At 71.7% G+C, this 14,900-nt stretch carries 12 protein-coding genes; 2 read left to right on the top strand and 10 right to left on the bottom strand.

Annotated elements, in window-relative coordinates:
- Positions 1-3: 3 nt before the first annotated feature.
- The 3 genes from ACIRDU_RS08610 to ACIRDU_RS08620 form a co-directional block, all read right to left on the bottom strand.
- Positions 4-1,233 carry a serine hydrolase domain-containing protein gene (locus tag ACIRDU_RS08610; protein WP_403576128.1) on the bottom strand — a complete coding sequence of 410 codons (1,230 nt, stop codon included), beginning with the start codon at positions 1,231-1,233 and terminating at the stop codon, positions 4-6.
- Positions 1,234-1,434: 201 nt separating this feature from the next.
- Positions 1,435-2,793 carry an MFS transporter gene (locus ACIRDU_RS08615; RefSeq protein WP_403576130.1) on the bottom strand — a complete coding sequence of 453 codons (1,359 nt, stop codon included), beginning with the start codon at positions 2,791-2,793 and terminating at the stop codon, positions 1,435-1,437.
- 164 nt (positions 2,794-2,957) lie between these two features.
- On the bottom strand, positions 2,958-3,623 hold the full coding sequence (locus tag ACIRDU_RS08620; RefSeq protein ID WP_403576132.1) for a TetR/AcrR family transcriptional regulator: 666 nt from the start codon (positions 3,621-3,623) through the stop codon (positions 2,958-2,960).
- Between the two features lie 142 nt (positions 3,624-3,765).
- On the opposite strand from ACIRDU_RS08620, the gene ACIRDU_RS08625 reads away from it, so the two are divergent.
- The gene (locus ACIRDU_RS08625; RefSeq protein ID WP_403576134.1) at positions 3,766-4,641 is read left to right on the top strand and encodes a shikimate dehydrogenase; all 876 of its coding nucleotides are present in this window, start codon (positions 3,766-3,768) and stop codon (positions 4,639-4,641) included.
- Positions 4,642-4,655: 14 nt separating this feature from the next.
- Positions 4,656-6,461 (top strand): bifunctional sugar phosphate isomerase/epimerase/4-hydroxyphenylpyruvate dioxygenase family protein, encoded by a 1,806-nt coding sequence (locus tag ACIRDU_RS08630; protein ID WP_403576136.1) that lies wholly within the window; start codon positions 4,656-4,658, stop codon positions 6,459-6,461.
- Here ACIRDU_RS08630 and ACIRDU_RS08635 read toward each other — a convergent pair.
- Genes ACIRDU_RS08635 through tal form a run of 7 tightly spaced genes read right to left on the bottom strand, consistent with a single transcriptional unit; the run spans position 6,448 to position 14,891 of the window.
- Positions 6,448-7,914, bottom strand: coding sequence for a membrane-associated oxidoreductase (locus ACIRDU_RS08635; RefSeq protein WP_403576138.1), 1,467 nt, complete (start codon positions 7,912-7,914; stop codon positions 6,448-6,450). The two genes, ACIRDU_RS08630 and ACIRDU_RS08635, sit on opposite strands and share 14 nt — an antisense overlap.
- 59 nt (positions 7,915-7,973) lie before the next feature.
- Positions 7,974-8,561 carry a histidine phosphatase family protein gene (locus ACIRDU_RS08640; RefSeq protein WP_403576140.1) on the bottom strand — a complete coding sequence of 196 codons (588 nt, stop codon included), beginning with the start codon at positions 8,559-8,561 and terminating at the stop codon, positions 7,974-7,976.
- A 3-nt stretch (positions 8,562-8,564) separates the two neighbouring features.
- The gene (gnd, locus tag ACIRDU_RS08645; protein ID WP_403576142.1) at positions 8,565-9,452 is read right to left on the bottom strand and encodes a phosphogluconate dehydrogenase (NAD(+)-dependent, decarboxylating); all 888 of its coding nucleotides are present in this window, start codon (positions 9,450-9,452) and stop codon (positions 8,565-8,567) included.
- A 1-nt stretch (position 9,453) separates the two neighbouring features.
- Positions 9,454-11,118, bottom strand: a complete 1,665-nt coding sequence (gene pgi, locus ACIRDU_RS08650; protein ID WP_403576144.1) for a glucose-6-phosphate isomerase — start codon at positions 11,116-11,118, stop codon at positions 9,454-9,456.
- Positions 11,111-12,046: a glucose-6-phosphate dehydrogenase assembly protein OpcA gene (gene opcA / locus ACIRDU_RS08655; protein ID WP_403576146.1), complete on the bottom strand. Its 936-nt coding sequence runs from the start codon at positions 12,044-12,046 to the stop codon at positions 11,111-11,113. The genes pgi and opcA overlap by 8 nt, the downstream gene beginning before the upstream one ends.
- Entirely contained in the window at positions 12,043-13,749 is a 1,707-nt protein-coding gene (gene zwf, locus ACIRDU_RS08660; protein ID WP_403576148.1) for a glucose-6-phosphate dehydrogenase, read from the bottom strand. Before zwf ends, opcA begins: the two co-directional genes overlap by 4 nt.
- The gene (gene tal, locus ACIRDU_RS08665; protein ID WP_403576150.1) at positions 13,746-14,891 is read right to left on the bottom strand and encodes a transaldolase; all 1,146 of its coding nucleotides are present in this window, start codon (positions 14,889-14,891) and stop codon (positions 13,746-13,748) included. The genes zwf and tal overlap by 4 nt, the downstream gene beginning before the upstream one ends.
- Positions 14,892-14,900 lie beyond the last annotated feature (9 nt).

Raw genomic sequence — 14,900 nt, forward strand, 5'->3', positions numbered from 1 at the left:
GCATCAGTCCGACAGGGCCTCGTGCACCAGCCGCTTGAGGTCCCTGAAGACCGTGTGGGAGGTCCTGGGCCGCACCTGCGTCATGAACTGCACCGTCAGGTCGCGGCCCGGATCCACCCAGAACGTCGTCGTGGCCACGCCGCTCCAGCCGAAGGCGCCGAGCCCGGACGGCGCCAGGGTGCGGGACGGGTCGATCACCACGGAGCAGTTGAGGCCGAAGCCGAGCCCCTCGTTGCCGGGTTCGTCGTGGGCGGGGCGGCTGCCGAAGGCCCGCAGGTCGGCATTGCCGGGCAGGTGGTTGCGGGTCATCAGGTCCACGGTCCGCGGGGCGAGCAGCCGCACGCCGTCGAGTTCGCCCCGGCGGCGCAGCAACTCTATGAAGCGGTGGTAGTCGTGGGCCGAGCACACCATGCCGCCGCTGCCCGACAGGAACCGCGGCCGGCCGCGCAGCGGGAGCCCCGGGATCGGCTCGATGCCGCCGCCCTCCTTCTCGCCGTACATCTCGGACAGCCGGGGCGCCTGCGCGTCCGTGACGTGGAAGCCCGCGTCCGTCATGCCGAGCGGTGCGAAGATCCGCTCGGCGCAGAACGCGTCGAGCGGCCGTCCGGACACGACCTCGATGATCCGGCCCAGGACATTGCTGGCCACCGAGTAGTTCCACTCGGTGCCCGGCTCGAACTGCAGCGGCAGACTCGCGTACACCTCGATGGTCTCCGCGAGGTCCGCGCCCGGTGGCACCGACGACTCCAGGTTGGCCTCGCGGTACAGGGCGTCGACGGGATGGGTGTGGTAGAAGCCGAAGGTCAGACCCGAGGTGTGGGTCAGCAGATGCCGCACGAGTATCGGACCTTCGGCCGGGCGGGTCTCCACGTCGGCCCCGGAGCCGCCGACGTAGACCCGCGGGCCGGCGAAGGCGGGCAGATGGTCGGCGACCGGGTCGTCCAGCGCCAGTCGGCCCTCCTCCACCAGCAGCAGCGCGGCGACCGCGATGACCGGTTTCGTCATGGAGTAGACCCGCCACAGCGTGTCGGTCTCGACCGGGAGCCCGGCCGCGATGTCGCGCAGGCCGTGCGTCGTGAGGTGGGCGACGCGCCCGCCGCGGGCGACGGAGACGAGGAAGCCCGGCAGACGTCCCTCGTCGACCAGCCGGGCGAAGTGCCGGTCCAGGCGGCCCAGCACCTGCGGATCCAGCCCGGCCTCACCCGGATCGACCTCTTGTCGCAGCTGTGCCATGGCTCTTCTCCCGTCGCGCTCGTCGAGGTGAGTTCCGGCATACCCCGCCCGGACCGCCTCAGACCCCAGCGTGGTGCAGAAACGGTCCATGATCGCGCAGGAACAGGAGAGCGAGGGCCGGAACGCATCGAGGCCCGGGGAGGGCCCCTCAGGGGCGCGGGGAACTGCGCGACCAGCCCCACGCACTCGCACACGGTGGCCTCAGGCCGTCACCTTCTCCGGTTCCGCGGTCGCCCGAGCCGGACGCTCACCGAGCACCTCCGTGGGAACCCGGTGGGTCTCCCGCGCCGACACCGCCGCGATCACCGGCGGCACGCACAACGCCGCCGTGAACAGCGCGACCGCCGACCAGTCGTCACCGCCCGGCCCCGCGATCTGCGCGGCGAACGTCACCGCGAACCCGGCCACCGCGAAGCCGATCTGGGTGCCGATGGCCACGCCGGACAGCCGGACCCGGGTCGCGAACATCTCGCCGTAGAAGGCGGGCCACACACCGTTCGCGGCGCTGTAGACCACGCCGAAGCAGACGACGCCCGTCAGGAACGTCAGCGGGTAGGAGCCCGTGGAGACCGCCCACAGGTACAGGAACATCGTCACCGCGCTGCCGGCCGCGCCGATCAGGAACACCGGGCGGCGTCCGATCCGGTCGGACAGCGTCGCCCACAGCGGGATCGCGGCGAGCGCGACGACGTTCGCCAGCGCACCCACCCACAACATGGCCGTACGCGACATGCCGACCGCGTCGCTGGTGGCGTACGCCAGCGCCCACACCGTGAAGATCGTGCTGACCGAGGCGACCAGCGCACCCGCGATCACCCGCAGCACGTCCGCCCAGTGCTCGCGGAGCAGGATCACGAGCGGCAGCTCGGCCACGCCCTCCTCGGCGGCCTGCTGGGCGAAGGCCGGCGTCTCGTCCAGCTTGCGGCGGATGACGTAACCGACGACGGCGACCGCGACGCTCAGCCAGAACGGCAGCCGCCAGCCCCACGACAGCAACTGGTCCTCGGGCAGCGCGGCGACCGGGATGAAGACCAGCGTGGCCAGCAGCTGGCCGCCCTGGGTGCCGCTGAGGGTGAAGCTCGTGAAGAAGCCGCGCCGGCCCGGTGGCGCGTGTTCCAGCGTCATGGAGTTGGCGCTGGCCTGTTCACCCGCCGCCGAGATGCCTTGCAGCACCCGGCACAGCACGAGCAGGGCCGGGGCGAGATTGCCGACCTGGTCCCGGGTCGGCAGACAGCCGATGAGGAACGTGGACAGGCCCATCAGCATCAGCGTGAAGACCATGATCTTCTTGCGGCCCGCCCGGTCGCCGACGTGCCCGAGCACCAGCGCGCCGACCGGGCGGGCGGCGTACGCGACACCGAACGTGGCGAGCGACAGCAGGGTCGCCGTGGCCGGGTCGGACTCGTCGAAGAACACCTCGGGGAAGATCAGCGCGGCGGCGCTGCCGTAGATGAAGAAGTCGTAGTACTCCAGCGCGCTGCCGATCCAGGCGGCGGTCGCGGCTTTCCTGGGCTGTCCGGGCAGGGCGGCGGCCCCTTCGGGCAGGGCGGGGACGGACACGGCGGCTCCTTGGGCGGGCTCCACCACAGGCGGAGCAGAAAGAAGGGCGAGCAGAGGGGGACGTGCCGGATCGCGGCTAATTAACCCACTGGATAGTTAGTAGCGGATGGCCAGTGATGCTGCGCCCGTGTGCCGTGGGTGTCAAGGGGTCGTGCGCGGACGTCTCAGTCCGAGGCGCGCTCCGCCGTCAGGTACGCGATCACCATGTCGCCCAGCATGGCGCGGTAGTGCGCGCGCTGCGTCCGGTCGAGCAGGTCGCGGCCGAACAGCGCGCCGAAGGTGTGCCGGTTGGAGACCCGGAAGAAGCAGAAGGAGGAGATCATCGCGTGCAGGTCGACGGCGTCGACGTCGGCGGTGAACAGGCCCGACTCCTGGCCCGACGCCAGGATCCGGCGGATCACGTCCAGGGCGGGGGAGCCGATCTTCCCGAGCTCCTCGGAGCCGGCGATGTGCTGCGCCTCGTGGATGTTCTCGATGCTGACCAGGCGGATGAAGTCGGGGTGCTGCTCGTGGTGGTCGAAGGTCACCTCGGCCAGCCGCCGGATGGCCGCCACCGGGTCGAGATGGTCGACGTCGAGCTGCTGCTCGGCCTCCCGGATCACGCCGTACGCCCGCTCCAGCACGGCCGTGAACAGCTGTTCCTTGCCGCCGAAGTAGTAGTAGATCATCCGCTTCGTGGTGCGGGTGCGGGCGGCGATCTCGTCCACCCGGGCCCCGTCGTAGCCGGCCCGCGCGAACTCCTGGGTGGCGACGTCGAGGATCTCGGCCTGGGTGCGGGCGGCGTCACGGATGCGCTCGCCAGGTCGTGCCGGTTCTTCGACGCTGGTCATCAGGTTCCTTCGGGCGGAGGGGCCGGTGCCGGTGATTCTAGAAGCAGGGACCCGTCCGGCCGGTGGGTCTTCCCGAGCCCGTGCTCGACTGCTATAGCTAACGTACTGGTTCGTACATGAGTGAGCCGCTCGGGAGGCGCGCGTGCCCAAGGAGTCCTATCTCGTCGGACTGATCGGTTCCGGCATCGGACCGTCGCTCAGCCCGGCGCTGCACGAGCGGGAGGCCGACCGGCAGGGTCTGCGCCTGGTGTACCGGCTGATCGACATCGACGCCCTCGGGGTGCCGCCCGAGGCGGTGGGCGATCTGCTGCGGGCCGCCCGCGACCTGGGCTTCGACGGGCTCAACATCACCCACCCCTGCAAGCAGCTCGTCATCGAGCACCTGGACGCGCTCGCCCCGCAGGCCGCGGCGCTGGGCGCGGTCAACACCGTCGTCTTCGAGGACGGCCGGGCCGTCGGCCACAACACGGACGTCACCGGTTTCGCCGCGTCCTTCGCGCGCGGGCTGCCCGACGCGCCACTGGAGCGGGTCGTGCAGCTGGGCGCCGGCGGTGCGGGCGCGGCCGTCGCCCATGCCACGCTCACCCTCGGCGCCGAGCGGATCACCGTCGTCGACGCCCTGCCCGAGCGCGCCGCCGCCCTGGCGGAAGCCCTGAACCGGACCTTCGGGGCGGGCCGTGCGGACGCAGCCGCGCCGGACCGGCAGGCGGAACTCCTCACGCACGCCGACGGCATCGTCCACGCCACGCCCACCGGCATGGCCGCCCACCCCGGCCTGCCCCTGCCCGCCGGGCTGCTCCACCCCGGGCTGTGGGTGGCCGAGGTGGTCTACCGCCCGCTGGATACCGAGCTGCTGCGCACCGCCCGCGCCCTCGGCTGCGCCACCCTCGACGGCGGAGGCATGGCCGCCTTCCAGGCAGCCGACGCGTTCCGCCTGTTCACCGGCCGGGAACCCGACGCCGCGCGGATGCTGTCGGACCTGACCGCGCTGGCCGGGGCCGTCGGGGCTTCGAACTAGAGAGAGGTACCCACGTGCGGACGTCCATCGCCACCGTCTCCCTCAGCGGATCCCTCACCGAGAAGCTCGACGCCGCGGCCCGGGCCGGCTTCGACGGCGTGGAGATCTTCGAGAACGACCTGCTGGCCAGCCCTCTCACCCCCGAGGAGATCCGCACCCGCTGCGCCGACCTCGGCCTCACCGTCGACCTCTACCAGCCGATGCGGGACATCGAGGCCGTCCCCGAGGCCGAGTTCGCCCGCAACCTGCGGCGGGCCCGGCACAAGTTCGAGCTGATGCGCAGGCTCGGCGCCGGAACGGTCCTCGTCTGCTCCAGCGTCTGCCCACGGGCGGTGGACGACGACGCCCTCGCCGCCGAGCAGCTCAGCCGGCTCGCCGACCTGGCGCGGGAGTCCGGCGTCCGGGTGGCCTACGAGGCGCTCGCCTGGGGGCGGCACGTCAGCACCTACGACCACGCCTGGCGCATCGTCGAGGCCGCCGGGCACCCGGCGCTCGGCACCTGCCTGGACAGCTTCCACATCCTCTCGCGCGGCTCCGCGCCCGAGGACCTCGAAGGCATCGCGGCCATCCCCGGCGAGAAGATCTTCTTCCTCCAGCTCGCCGACGCCCCGCTGCTCGCCATGGACGTTCTCCGGTGGAGCCGGCACTACCGCTGCTTCCCCGGCCAGGGCGGCTTCGACGTCGCGGGTCTGCTGCGGCACGTGCTGGCCACCGGCTACGACGGACCGCTGTCCCTTGAGGTCTTCAACGACGTGTTCCGGCAGGCCGAGGCAGGCCCGACCGCCGTCGACGCCCGGCGTTCCCTGCTGCTCCTCGAGGAGGCGGTGGGCAAGGCGCCTCTGCCGGACCCGGTGGTCCCCACCGGCGTAGCCTTCGCCGAGCTGGTCACGCCCGACGCCGAACCCCTGAGCGCCCTGCTCGGCGCCCTCGGCTTCACCCGCACGGCACGCCACCGGGGCAAGCCCGTCGCCCTGTGGGAGCAGGGTGAGGCCCGGATCCTCGTCAACACCGGGCCGGCCGTCCGCCGCGAGGGCGCCCAGCTCGCCGCGATCGGGCTGGAGTCGCCGGACCCGGCCGGAGCGGCCCGGCGCGCCGAGGCACTGCTCGCGCCCGTGCTGCCGCGCCGCCGGGCACCGCAGGACGCCCCGCTGGACGCGGTCGCCGCGCCCGACGGCACGGAGCTGTTCTTCTGCGCCACCGGCCGCCCCGAACTGCCCGACTGGCGCGCCGACTTCGAGGACACCGGCCCGGCCCGGGCACAGGCGGGCATCCGGGGCATCGACCACGTCGCCCTGACTCAGCCCTGGCACCACTTCGACGAGGCGGCCCTCTTCCACCGCGGCGTGCTCGGGCTGCACGCCCAGGAGAGCGTGGACGTCGCCGACCCTTACGGGCTGATGCGCAGCCGCGCCGTCACCACGCCCGACGGCAGCGTCCGGATCGCCCTCACCGTCGGCGCCGCGCCCGCGGACGACACCGTCCACGCCCAGCACATAGCCCTGGCCACCGACGACGTGGTCACCGCCGCCCGCCGCTTCCGGGAGGCGGGCGGCAGCCTGCTGCCGGTTCCGGCGAACTACCACGACGACCTGGCCGCCCGCTTCGAGTTCGCCGACGGCGAGCTGGAGACCTACCGCGACCTCGGCATCCTCTACGACCGCGACGCCCACGGCGTCTTCCGCCACTGCTACACCCGCACCGTCGGCCGGGTCTTCCTCGAACTGGTCCAGCGCGACGGCGGCTACCGGGGCTACGGCGCCGCCAACGCCCCGGTGCGGCTGGCCGCACAGCACGCGGTGCGGGCGCTCACTGGCGGCTGACGGTCCGGGTGATGCCGGTGACGACGGTGGTGGCGAGGATCCAGCCGGTGAGCACGAGGGCGTAGGAGAGCCACTGGTACCCGCCGGTGGGGGCGAACGCGGCCTCCTGCCCGAAGGAGATCACCGGCAGCAGCAGGTCGAGCGTGTAGAAGACCGGGTTGAACCGCGGTGCCTCGTCCGCCTTGAGCGGCTGGGGGTGGTGCAGGGCGTAGGCGAGGGAGCCGATCACCAGCAGCGACACCAGCCAGCCCGCGGCCCGCAGGGGGCGGAAGCCGTAGCCGACGGTGGCGTCCTGCACATGGCCCCACAGCCGGCCGTACCAGGGCAGGGTGCCGCGCCGGCGGCGCTGTTTGGCGAGCTGGACGAGGCGGGCGGCGTCGTCGTCGCCGATCCTGCGGTAGGCGGCGGTCAACTGCTCGTAGGCGTGCGGGACATAACCCTCGCCGTCCCGCTCCAGCATCGCCAGGCGCCGCTCGGCGGGCTCGTGCGGGGTGAGTGAGGTGTAGACGAGGCTGTTGAGCAGAACCTCCTCGGGGACCACCTCCGGCTCCAGGAACAGCACGTCCACCTGGGCGCGGCGCAGATTGAGGGTGCCCTCCAGACGAGGGCCCTTGCGCAGCCAGAGTTCCCCGATGGTGCAACTGCTGGCCCGCAGCGCCGCGTCACCCGGGTTCACCAGCCGCGCGTGCGACAGGTCGAGCCGGCCCGCGATCCGGGCGCCGCGCAGCCCGATCCAGCCCAGCACGTCCGCCTCGCGCAGCAGGGCGTCGCCCTCGACCGTGAGCGTCTCCGCGTCCACGGCGACCTCGCCGGCGCCGGCCTCGAGCCGCGCCCTGTTGAGGTCGATGGAGCCGGCGACCGACGTGCCCGTCAGCCGCACCTCGCCGCGCGTCCGCAGACCGGGCGCCGACAGGCCGTCCCCGACCGTCACGTGGTTGAGCTGGAGCGCCGGCTCACCGGCGGGCGGCTCCTCGATGTCGGCCCCGTCCATGAACAGCGCACCGGAGATCTGCGCCCCGCCGAGCCGCACGGGCCCTTCGAACAGGCAGTCCGACATGCGCAGGACGCCGTCCACGCGCAGGGTGGCGGCGTCCAAGCCGGGCAGAACCGAGCCGCGCAGGTTCAGCTGGCGCAGCCGCGCCGCGTACAGGACGGGCACGTCCTCGAAGAAGCAGTCGCTGAGGCGCACGGCGTGGTCGATGCCGCCGTACTGGAGGTTCAGCACGCCGGTGATCCGCGCGCCCGCCAGTCGGAGGGCGGCCGTCTCCCCGTCCTCCTGCGGGGCGCTCAGCAGCAGGGCCCGCACCACGGCCGCCCGCACGGTCCGTTCGGGGCCCCAGTCCGCGCCCCGCGCCGGGTCCTCGTCCGCCGGCCCCCGCAAGTCCACGTCCTGACCGCGGGGGAAGGCGCGCCACACCCGCTCCTCGGCGGGTGTCATGTTGTCGATCTCCATCAGCGGGGACTCTGACGCGCCCGGCCGGAGGCTGTCAACTCACCTCCGGCCGGGGCCGGTTACGCCCTGATGTTCCACTCCACGATCACGGGCCGGCCGTGCTCGGTCGACAGCCGGCTGACCGTGCCGGTCTCCAGCCGGAACAGCCGCCCCTCCGCCGGGGACAGACCCAGCCGGCGGGCCGTCAGGACGCGGAGGAAGTGGCCGTGCGCCACCAGCATCACATCGCCCTCGGGCAGTGCCTTCGCCGCCCGGGCGAGCACCCGGTCGGCCCGCTCGCCGACCTCCTCGGGGGACTCGCCCGGCTCACCGTCGGGGCCGGGCGGGCCGCCGTCGGTCCACAGGTCCCAGTCGGGGCGGGTGCGGTGTATCTCCTCGGTGGTGACGCCCTCGTAGGCGCCGTAGTACCACTCGTGCAGGTCCGCATCCCGCACGGCCCCCGTGAGGCCCGCGAGTTCGGCCGTGCGCACCGCGCGGCCGAGCGGGCTGGTGAGGACCAGTGCGAAGGAGCGGCCCGCGAGGAGCGGGGCGAGCGACGTGGCCTGCTTCTCACCGTTCGGGGTGAGGGGCAGGTCGGTGAAGCTGGTGTGCTGTCCGCTCCGGCTCCACTCCGTCTCGCCGTGGCGGACCAGCAGCAGATCGCCCACGTCCTACGCCTTCTTCTTCGCGGATTCGACGGCGTGGCCGCCGAACTGGTTGCGCAGCGCCGCGATCATCTTCATCTGCGGCGAGTCGTCCTGCCGGGAGGCGAACCGGGAGTAGAGGGAGGCGGTGATCGCGGGCAGCGGCACGGAGTTGTCGATCGCCGCCTCCACGGTCCAGCGCCCCTCGCCGGAGTCCTGGGCGTAGCCCCGGAGCTCCTCCAGGTGCTCGTCCTCGTCGAGGGCGTCCACCGCCAGGTCGAGCAGCCAGGAGCGGATGACGGTGCCCTGCTGCCAGGAGCGGAACACCTCGCGGACGTTGTCCACCGAGTCCACGGCCTCCAGCAGCTCCCAGCCCTCGGCGTAGGCCTGCATCATCGCGTACTCGATGCCGTTGTGGACCATCTTGGCGAAGTGCCCGGCGCCCACCCTGCCCGCGTGGACGTAGCCGTACGGACCCTCCGGCTTGAGCGCCTCGAAGATCGGCAGCAGCCGGTCGACGTACTCCTTCTCGCCGCCGACCATCAGGGCGTAGCCGTTCTTCAGGCCCCACACGCCGCCGGAGACACCGGCGTCGACGAAGCCGATACCGCGCTTGCTCAGCTCCTCGGCGTGCTTCTCGTCGTCCGTCCAGCGGGAGTTGCCGCCGTCGACCACCGTGTCGTACGGCTTCAGGAGGCCCGCGAGCTGGTCGATGACATGCTGGGTGGGCTCGCCGGCCGGGACCATGACCCAGACCGTGCGGGGTGCTTCCAGCTGGTTGACGAGGTCGGCCAGACTGCTGGCGTCGGACTTCTCGGGGTTGGTGTCGTATCCGATGACGGTGTGGCCGGCGTTGCGCAGGCGCTCGCGCATGTTGCCGCCCATCTTGCCGAGACCCACAAGACCGATCTGCATGTCAGTTCACTTCCCGGAGAGTGCGGTAGGTGGCCACCAGCGCGGCCGTGGACGGGTCGAGACCGGGGACGTCAGCGCCCTCGGTCAGGGCGGGCTCGACGCGCTTGGCGAGCACCTTGCCGAGTTCGACGCCCCACTGGTCGAAGGAGTCGATGTTCCAGACGGCGCCCTGCACGAACACCTTGTGCTCGTAGAGGGCGACCAGCTGGCCGAGGACCGACGGGGTCAGTTCGGTGGCCAGGATCGTGGTGGTGGGGTGGTTGCCCCGGAAGGTGCGGTGCGGCACCTGCTCCTCGGGCACGCCCTCCGCGCGCACCTCCTCGGCGGTCTTGCCGAAGGCGAGTGCCTGCCCCTGCGCGAACAAGTTGGCCATCAACAGGTCGTGCTGCGCCTTCAGTTCGTCGCTCAGCTCGCCGACCGGCCGGGCGAAGCCGATGAGGTCGGCCGGGATGAGCTTCGTGCCCTGGTGGATCAACTGGTAGTAGGCGTGCTGCCCGTTGGTGCCCGGCGTGCCCCACACCACCGGACCCGTCTGCCACTCCACGGGACGGCCCTCGCGGTCCACCGACTTGCCGTTGGACTCCATGTCGAGCTGCTGGAGGTAGGCGGTGAACTTCGACAGGTAGTGGCTGTAGGGCAGCACCGCGTGCGACTGGGCGTCGTGGAAGTTGCCGTACCAGATGCCCAGCAGGCCCATGATGAGCGGGGCGTTGGCCTCCGCCGGGGCATTGCGGAAGTGCTCGTCGACGATGCGGAAGCCGTCGAGCATCTCCCGGAAGCGGTCCGGGCCGATGGCGATCATCAGGGACAGGCCGATCGCGGAGTCGTACGAGTAGCGGCCGCCGACCCAGTCCCAGAACTCGAACATGTTGGCCGTGTCGATGCCGAAGCCGGCGACCTTCTCCGCGTTGGTCGACAGCGCGACGAAGTGCCTGGCCACCGCCTTCTCCTCGCCGCCCAGGCCCTTGAGCAGCCAGGAGCGGGCAGACGTGGCGTTCGTGATCGTCTCGATCGTGGTGAAGGTCTTGGACGCGACGATGAAGAGCGTCTCCGCCGGGTCCAGGTCGCGCACCGCTTCGTGCAGGTCGGAGCCGTCCACGTTCGACACGAAGCGGAACGTCAGCTCCCGCGCGGTGAACGGCCGCAGGGCCTCGTAGGCCATCGCCGGGCCGAGGTCCGAGCCGCCGATACCGATGTTGACGACGTTGCGGATGCGCTTGCCGGTGTGGCCGGTCCACTCACCGGAGCGCACCCGGTCCGCGAAGGCGGCCATCTTGTCGAGCACGGCGTGCACGCCCGGGACGACGTTCTCGCCGTCGACCTCGATCACCGCGTCCCGCGGGGCGCGCAGCGCGGTGTGCAGCACGGCCCGGTTCTCGGTGACGTTGATCCTCTCACCGCGGAACATGGCGTCGCGCAGCCCGGACACGTCGGTCGCGGCGGCCAGCTCCTGGAGCAGGGCCAGCGTCTCGTCGGTGACCAGGTGCTTGGAGTAGTCGATGCGCAGGTCGCCGACGTGCACGACGTAGCGCTCGGCGCGCCCCGGGTCCGCCGCGAACAGCTCACGCAGATCCGGCTGTGGCAGGGCGTCCGTGCGGTGGTCCTCCAGGGCGGCCCACTCGGGGCGCCGGGTGAGCCTCGGGGAACCGGAGGGGGAGTCAGACATGAGCAGGGGTCTCCTCGGTTGCCTCGCCGTTCAGGGCGATGGCGTACATCTCGTCCGCGTCGAGGCGCCGCAGCTCCTCGGCGATGAGTTCGGAGGTGGCACGGACCTTCAGTGCGAGGGTGCGCGACGGCTGGCCCGGCAGGGTCAGCGTGGCCAGCGGCCCCTCGGGGCGGTCGATGACGATCTCGCCGTTCTCCGTGCCCAGGCGCACGGCCGTGACGACGGGACCGGCGGTGACCACGCGGTCGACCCGGACGTGCAGCCGCGCCTCCAGCCAGCGGGCCAGCAGCTCGGCGGCCGGGTTCTCGGCCTCGGCCTCCACCGCCGCCGAGGTGATCCGGGCCCGGGCCTGGTCCAGCGCCGCCGCCAGCATCGAACGCCAGGGCGTCAGCCGGGTCCAGGCGAGGTCGGTGTCGCCGGGCGCGTAGGAGCGGACCCGGGCCCGCAGCGTCTCCAGGGGGTTCTCGACGGCGTACAGGTCGGTGATCCGCCGCTGGGCCAGTGCGCCGAGCGGGTCCTTCGAGGGGACCTCGGGGGCGTCCACCGGCCACCACACCACCACCGGGGCGTCCGGGAGCAGCAGCGGCAGCACCACCGAGTCGGCGTGGTCGGACACCTCGCCGTAGGTCCGCAGGATCACCGTCTCGCCGGTGCCCGCGTCGGCGCCCACCCGGACCTCGGCGTCCAGGCGGGAGGACTGGCGGTCGCGCGGGGTGCGGGCGTGCCGCTTGATGACGACCAGGGTGCGCGAGGGGTGCTCGTGCGAGGCCTCCTCGGCCGCCTTGATCGCGTCGTAGGCGTTCTCCTCGTCCGTGACGATCACCATCGTCAGGACCATGCCCACGGCAGGCGTGCCGATGGCGCGGCGCCCCTGCACCAGCGCCTTGTTGATCTTGCTTGCCGTGGTGTCGGTCAGGTCGATCTTCATGGCCTGCGCCAGCTCCGTCCGTCTCGTGCGAGCATCTCGTCGGCTTCCTCGGGTCCCCAGCTGCCCGAGGCGTACTGAGCGGGCCGGCCGTGCGTGGCCCAGTACTGCTCGATCGGGTCGAGGATCTTCCAGGACTCTTCCACTTCCTGGTGACGGGGGAACAGGTTGGCGTCGCCCAGGAGGACGTCGAGGATGAGCCGTTCGTACGCCTCGGGGCTCGATTCGGTGAACGACTCGCCGTACGCGAAGTCCATCGTCACGTCCCGGATCTCCATCGACGTACCCGGAACCTTGGAGCCGAAGCGGACCGTCATGCCTTCGTCCGGCTGAACGCGGATGACGATCGCGTTGGAGCCGAGCTCCTCGGTCGCGGTGGAGTCGAAGGGGGAGTGCGGGGCCCGCTGGAACACCACCGCGATCTCCGTCACCCGGCGGCCCAGCCGCTTGCCGGTGCGCAGGTAGAACGGGACGCCGGCCCAGCGGCGGTTGTCCACCTGGAGCCTGACCGCGGCGTACGTGTCGGTCGTGGAGGACGGGTCGATGCCCTCCTCCTCCAGATAGCCGCGCACCTTCGCGCCGCCCTGCCAGGCCGCCGCGTACTGGCCGCGCACGGTGCCCTGCCCCAGGTCCTGCGGCAGCCGCACGGCCTTGAAGACCTTCAGCTTCTCGGTGAGCAGCGAGGGGGCGTCGAAGGCGGCCGGCTCCTCCATCGCGGTGAGCGCCATGAGCTGGAGCAGGTGGTTCTGGATGACGTCACGGGCGGCGCCGATGCCGTCGTAGTAGCCGGCGCGGCCGCCGATGCCGATGTCCTCGGCCATGGTGATCTGCACGTGGTCGACGTACGACCGGTTCCAGATCGGTTCGAACATCTGGTTGGCGAAGCGCAGCGCCAGGAGGTTCTGGACCGTCTCCTTGCCCAGGTAGTGGTCGATGCGGAAGACCTGCTCCGGGTCGAACACCTCGTGCACGATCCGGTTGAGCTCCTCGGCCGACTCCAGATCGTGCCCGAACGGCTTCTCGATGACCGCGCGGCGCCAGGAGCCCTCGGGGGCGTCGGCCAGCTTGTGCTTCTTCAGCTGCTGGACGACCTTGGGGAAGAACTTCGGCGGCACCGAGAGGTAGAACGCGTAGTTGCCGCTGGTGCCCCGGGAGGCGTCCAGCTCCTCCACGGCGGAGCGCAGCTGCTTGAACGCCGTGTCGTCGTCGAAGTCGCCCGGGATGAACCGCATGCCCTCGGCGAGCTGCTGCCAGACCTCTTCGCGGAACGGGGTGCGGGCATGTTCGCGGACCGCGTCGTGCACCACCTGCGCGAAGTCCTGGTCCTCCCAGTCCCGGCGGGCGAAGCCCACCAGGGAGAAGCCCGGCGGCAGCAGGCCGCGGTTGGCCAGGTCGTACACCGCCGGCATCAGCTTCTTGCGGGACAGGTCACCGGTGACGCCGAAGATGACGAGCCCGGACGGGCCCGCGATCCTGGGCAGACGGCGGTCCTGCGCGTCGCGCAGCGGGTTGATGAAGTCGGTGTCGGTGTCGGTGTCGGTGTCGGTGTCGGCGCGGTCCGCGGACGGGGCGGCCTCCGCCGTGCCGCTCACCCCGGTCTGCTCGACCCCGGCCGCCTCCTGGGCCGCCCGGGCCTCCTTGTCCTCCTTGGTCCCCTTGGTCTCCTGCTCGGCCGTCTGGGGGATGCCCTCGATGCCCTCGCTCATTCCGCGTCAACTCCTATGCTGTTCAAGGACTTGGTGACCGCGTCCAGCAGGTCCTGCCAGGCCACCTCGAACTTGGCCACGCCCTCGTCCTCCAGTTGCCGCACCACCTCGTCGTATGCAATGCCGAGCCGTTCGACTGCCACCAAATCCTCTCGGGCCCGGTCGTAGCCGCCGGTGACGGTGTCGCCCCGGACGTCGCCGTGGTCGGCGACGGCGTTCAGCGTGGCCTCCGGCATGGTGTTGACCGTGCCGGAGGCGACCAGCTCGTCCACGTACAGGGTGTCCTTGTACGCGGGGTCCTTCACACCGGTGGAGGCCCAAAGGGGGCGCTGCCGGTTGGCTCCGGCGCCTTCCAGGGACTGCAGGCGCTCCCCGGCGAAGACCTGCTCGTACGCCTCGTAGGCGAGCCGCGCGTTGGCCAGGGCCGCCCTGCCCTTCAGGGCGAGGGCCTCGTCCGTGCCCAGCAGCGTCAGCCGCTTGTCGATCTCGGCGTCGACGCGGGAGACGAAGAACGACGCGACCGAGTGAATGCCCGACAGGTCGAGCCCGGCCGCCCGCGCCCGCTCCAGGCCGGCGAGGTAGGCGTCCATCACCTCGCGGTAGCGCTCCAGGGAGAAGATCAGCGTCACGTTCACACTGATACCCGCGCCGATCACCTCGGTGATCGCCGGCAGGCCCGCCTTCGTCGCCGGGATCTTGATCATGACGTTGGGGCGGTCCACCAGCCAGGCCAGCTGCCGGGCCTCGGCGACGGTCGCCGCCGTGTCGTGGGCCAGCCGGGGGTCGACTTCGATGGAGACCCATCCGTCCCGGCCGCCGGTGGCCTCGTACACCGGCCGCAGGACGTCGGCGGCGGACCGGACGTCGGCGGTCGTCATCATCCGGACGGCCTCGTCGACGCTGACACCGCGCACCGCCAGGTCGGCGAGCTGCTCCTCGTAACCCGCGCCGGAGCCGATGGCGGCCTGGAAGATGGACGGGTTGGTGGTGACGCCGACGACGTTCCTCGTGGCGACGAGCTCGGCCAGGTTGCCGGACTCGATCCGCCGGCGCGACAGGTCGTCCAGCCAGATCGACACGCCCTCGTCGGACAGGCGCTCGAGTGCTCCCGCGCTCGCGGTCGCTTCGGTCACAGTGATCATCTTCTTTCG

This window comes from Streptomyces sp. NPDC093598 (assembly GCF_044764825.1).
In the GTDB taxonomy this organism is placed as follows: Bacteria; Actinomycetota; Actinomycetes; order Streptomycetales; family Streptomycetaceae; genus Streptomyces.

Excerpts from the sequence above, each read along its gene's own strand:
- ACIRDU_RS08610 (WP_403576128.1), bottom strand. The coding sequence starts at position 1,233 with ATGGCACAGCTGCGACAAGAGGTCGATCCGGGTGAGGCCGGGCTGGAT.
- ACIRDU_RS08620 (WP_403576132.1), bottom strand. The coding sequence starts at position 3,623 with ATGACCAGCGTCGAAGAACCGGCACGACCTGGCGAGCGCATCCGTGAC.
- ACIRDU_RS08635 (WP_403576138.1), bottom strand. The coding sequence starts at position 7,914 with ATGGAGATCGACAACATGACACCCGCCGAGGAGCGGGTGTGGCGCGCC.
- gnd (WP_403576142.1), bottom strand. The coding sequence starts at position 9,452 with ATGCAGATCGGTCTTGTGGGTCTCGGCAAGATGGGCGGCAACATGCGC.
- pgi (WP_403576144.1), bottom strand. The coding sequence starts at position 11,118 with ATGTCTGACTCCCCCTCCGGTTCCCCGAGGCTCACCCGGCGCCCCGAG.
- opcA (WP_403576146.1), bottom strand. The coding sequence starts at position 12,046 with ATGAAGATCGACCTGACCGACACCACGGCAAGCAAGATCAACAAGGCG.
- zwf (WP_403576148.1), bottom strand. The coding sequence starts at position 13,749 with ATGAGCGAGGGCATCGAGGGCATCCCCCAGACGGCCGAGCAGGAGACC.
- tal (WP_403576150.1), bottom strand. The coding sequence starts at position 14,891 with ATGATCACTGTGACCGAAGCGACCGCGAGCGCGGGAGCACTCGAGCGC.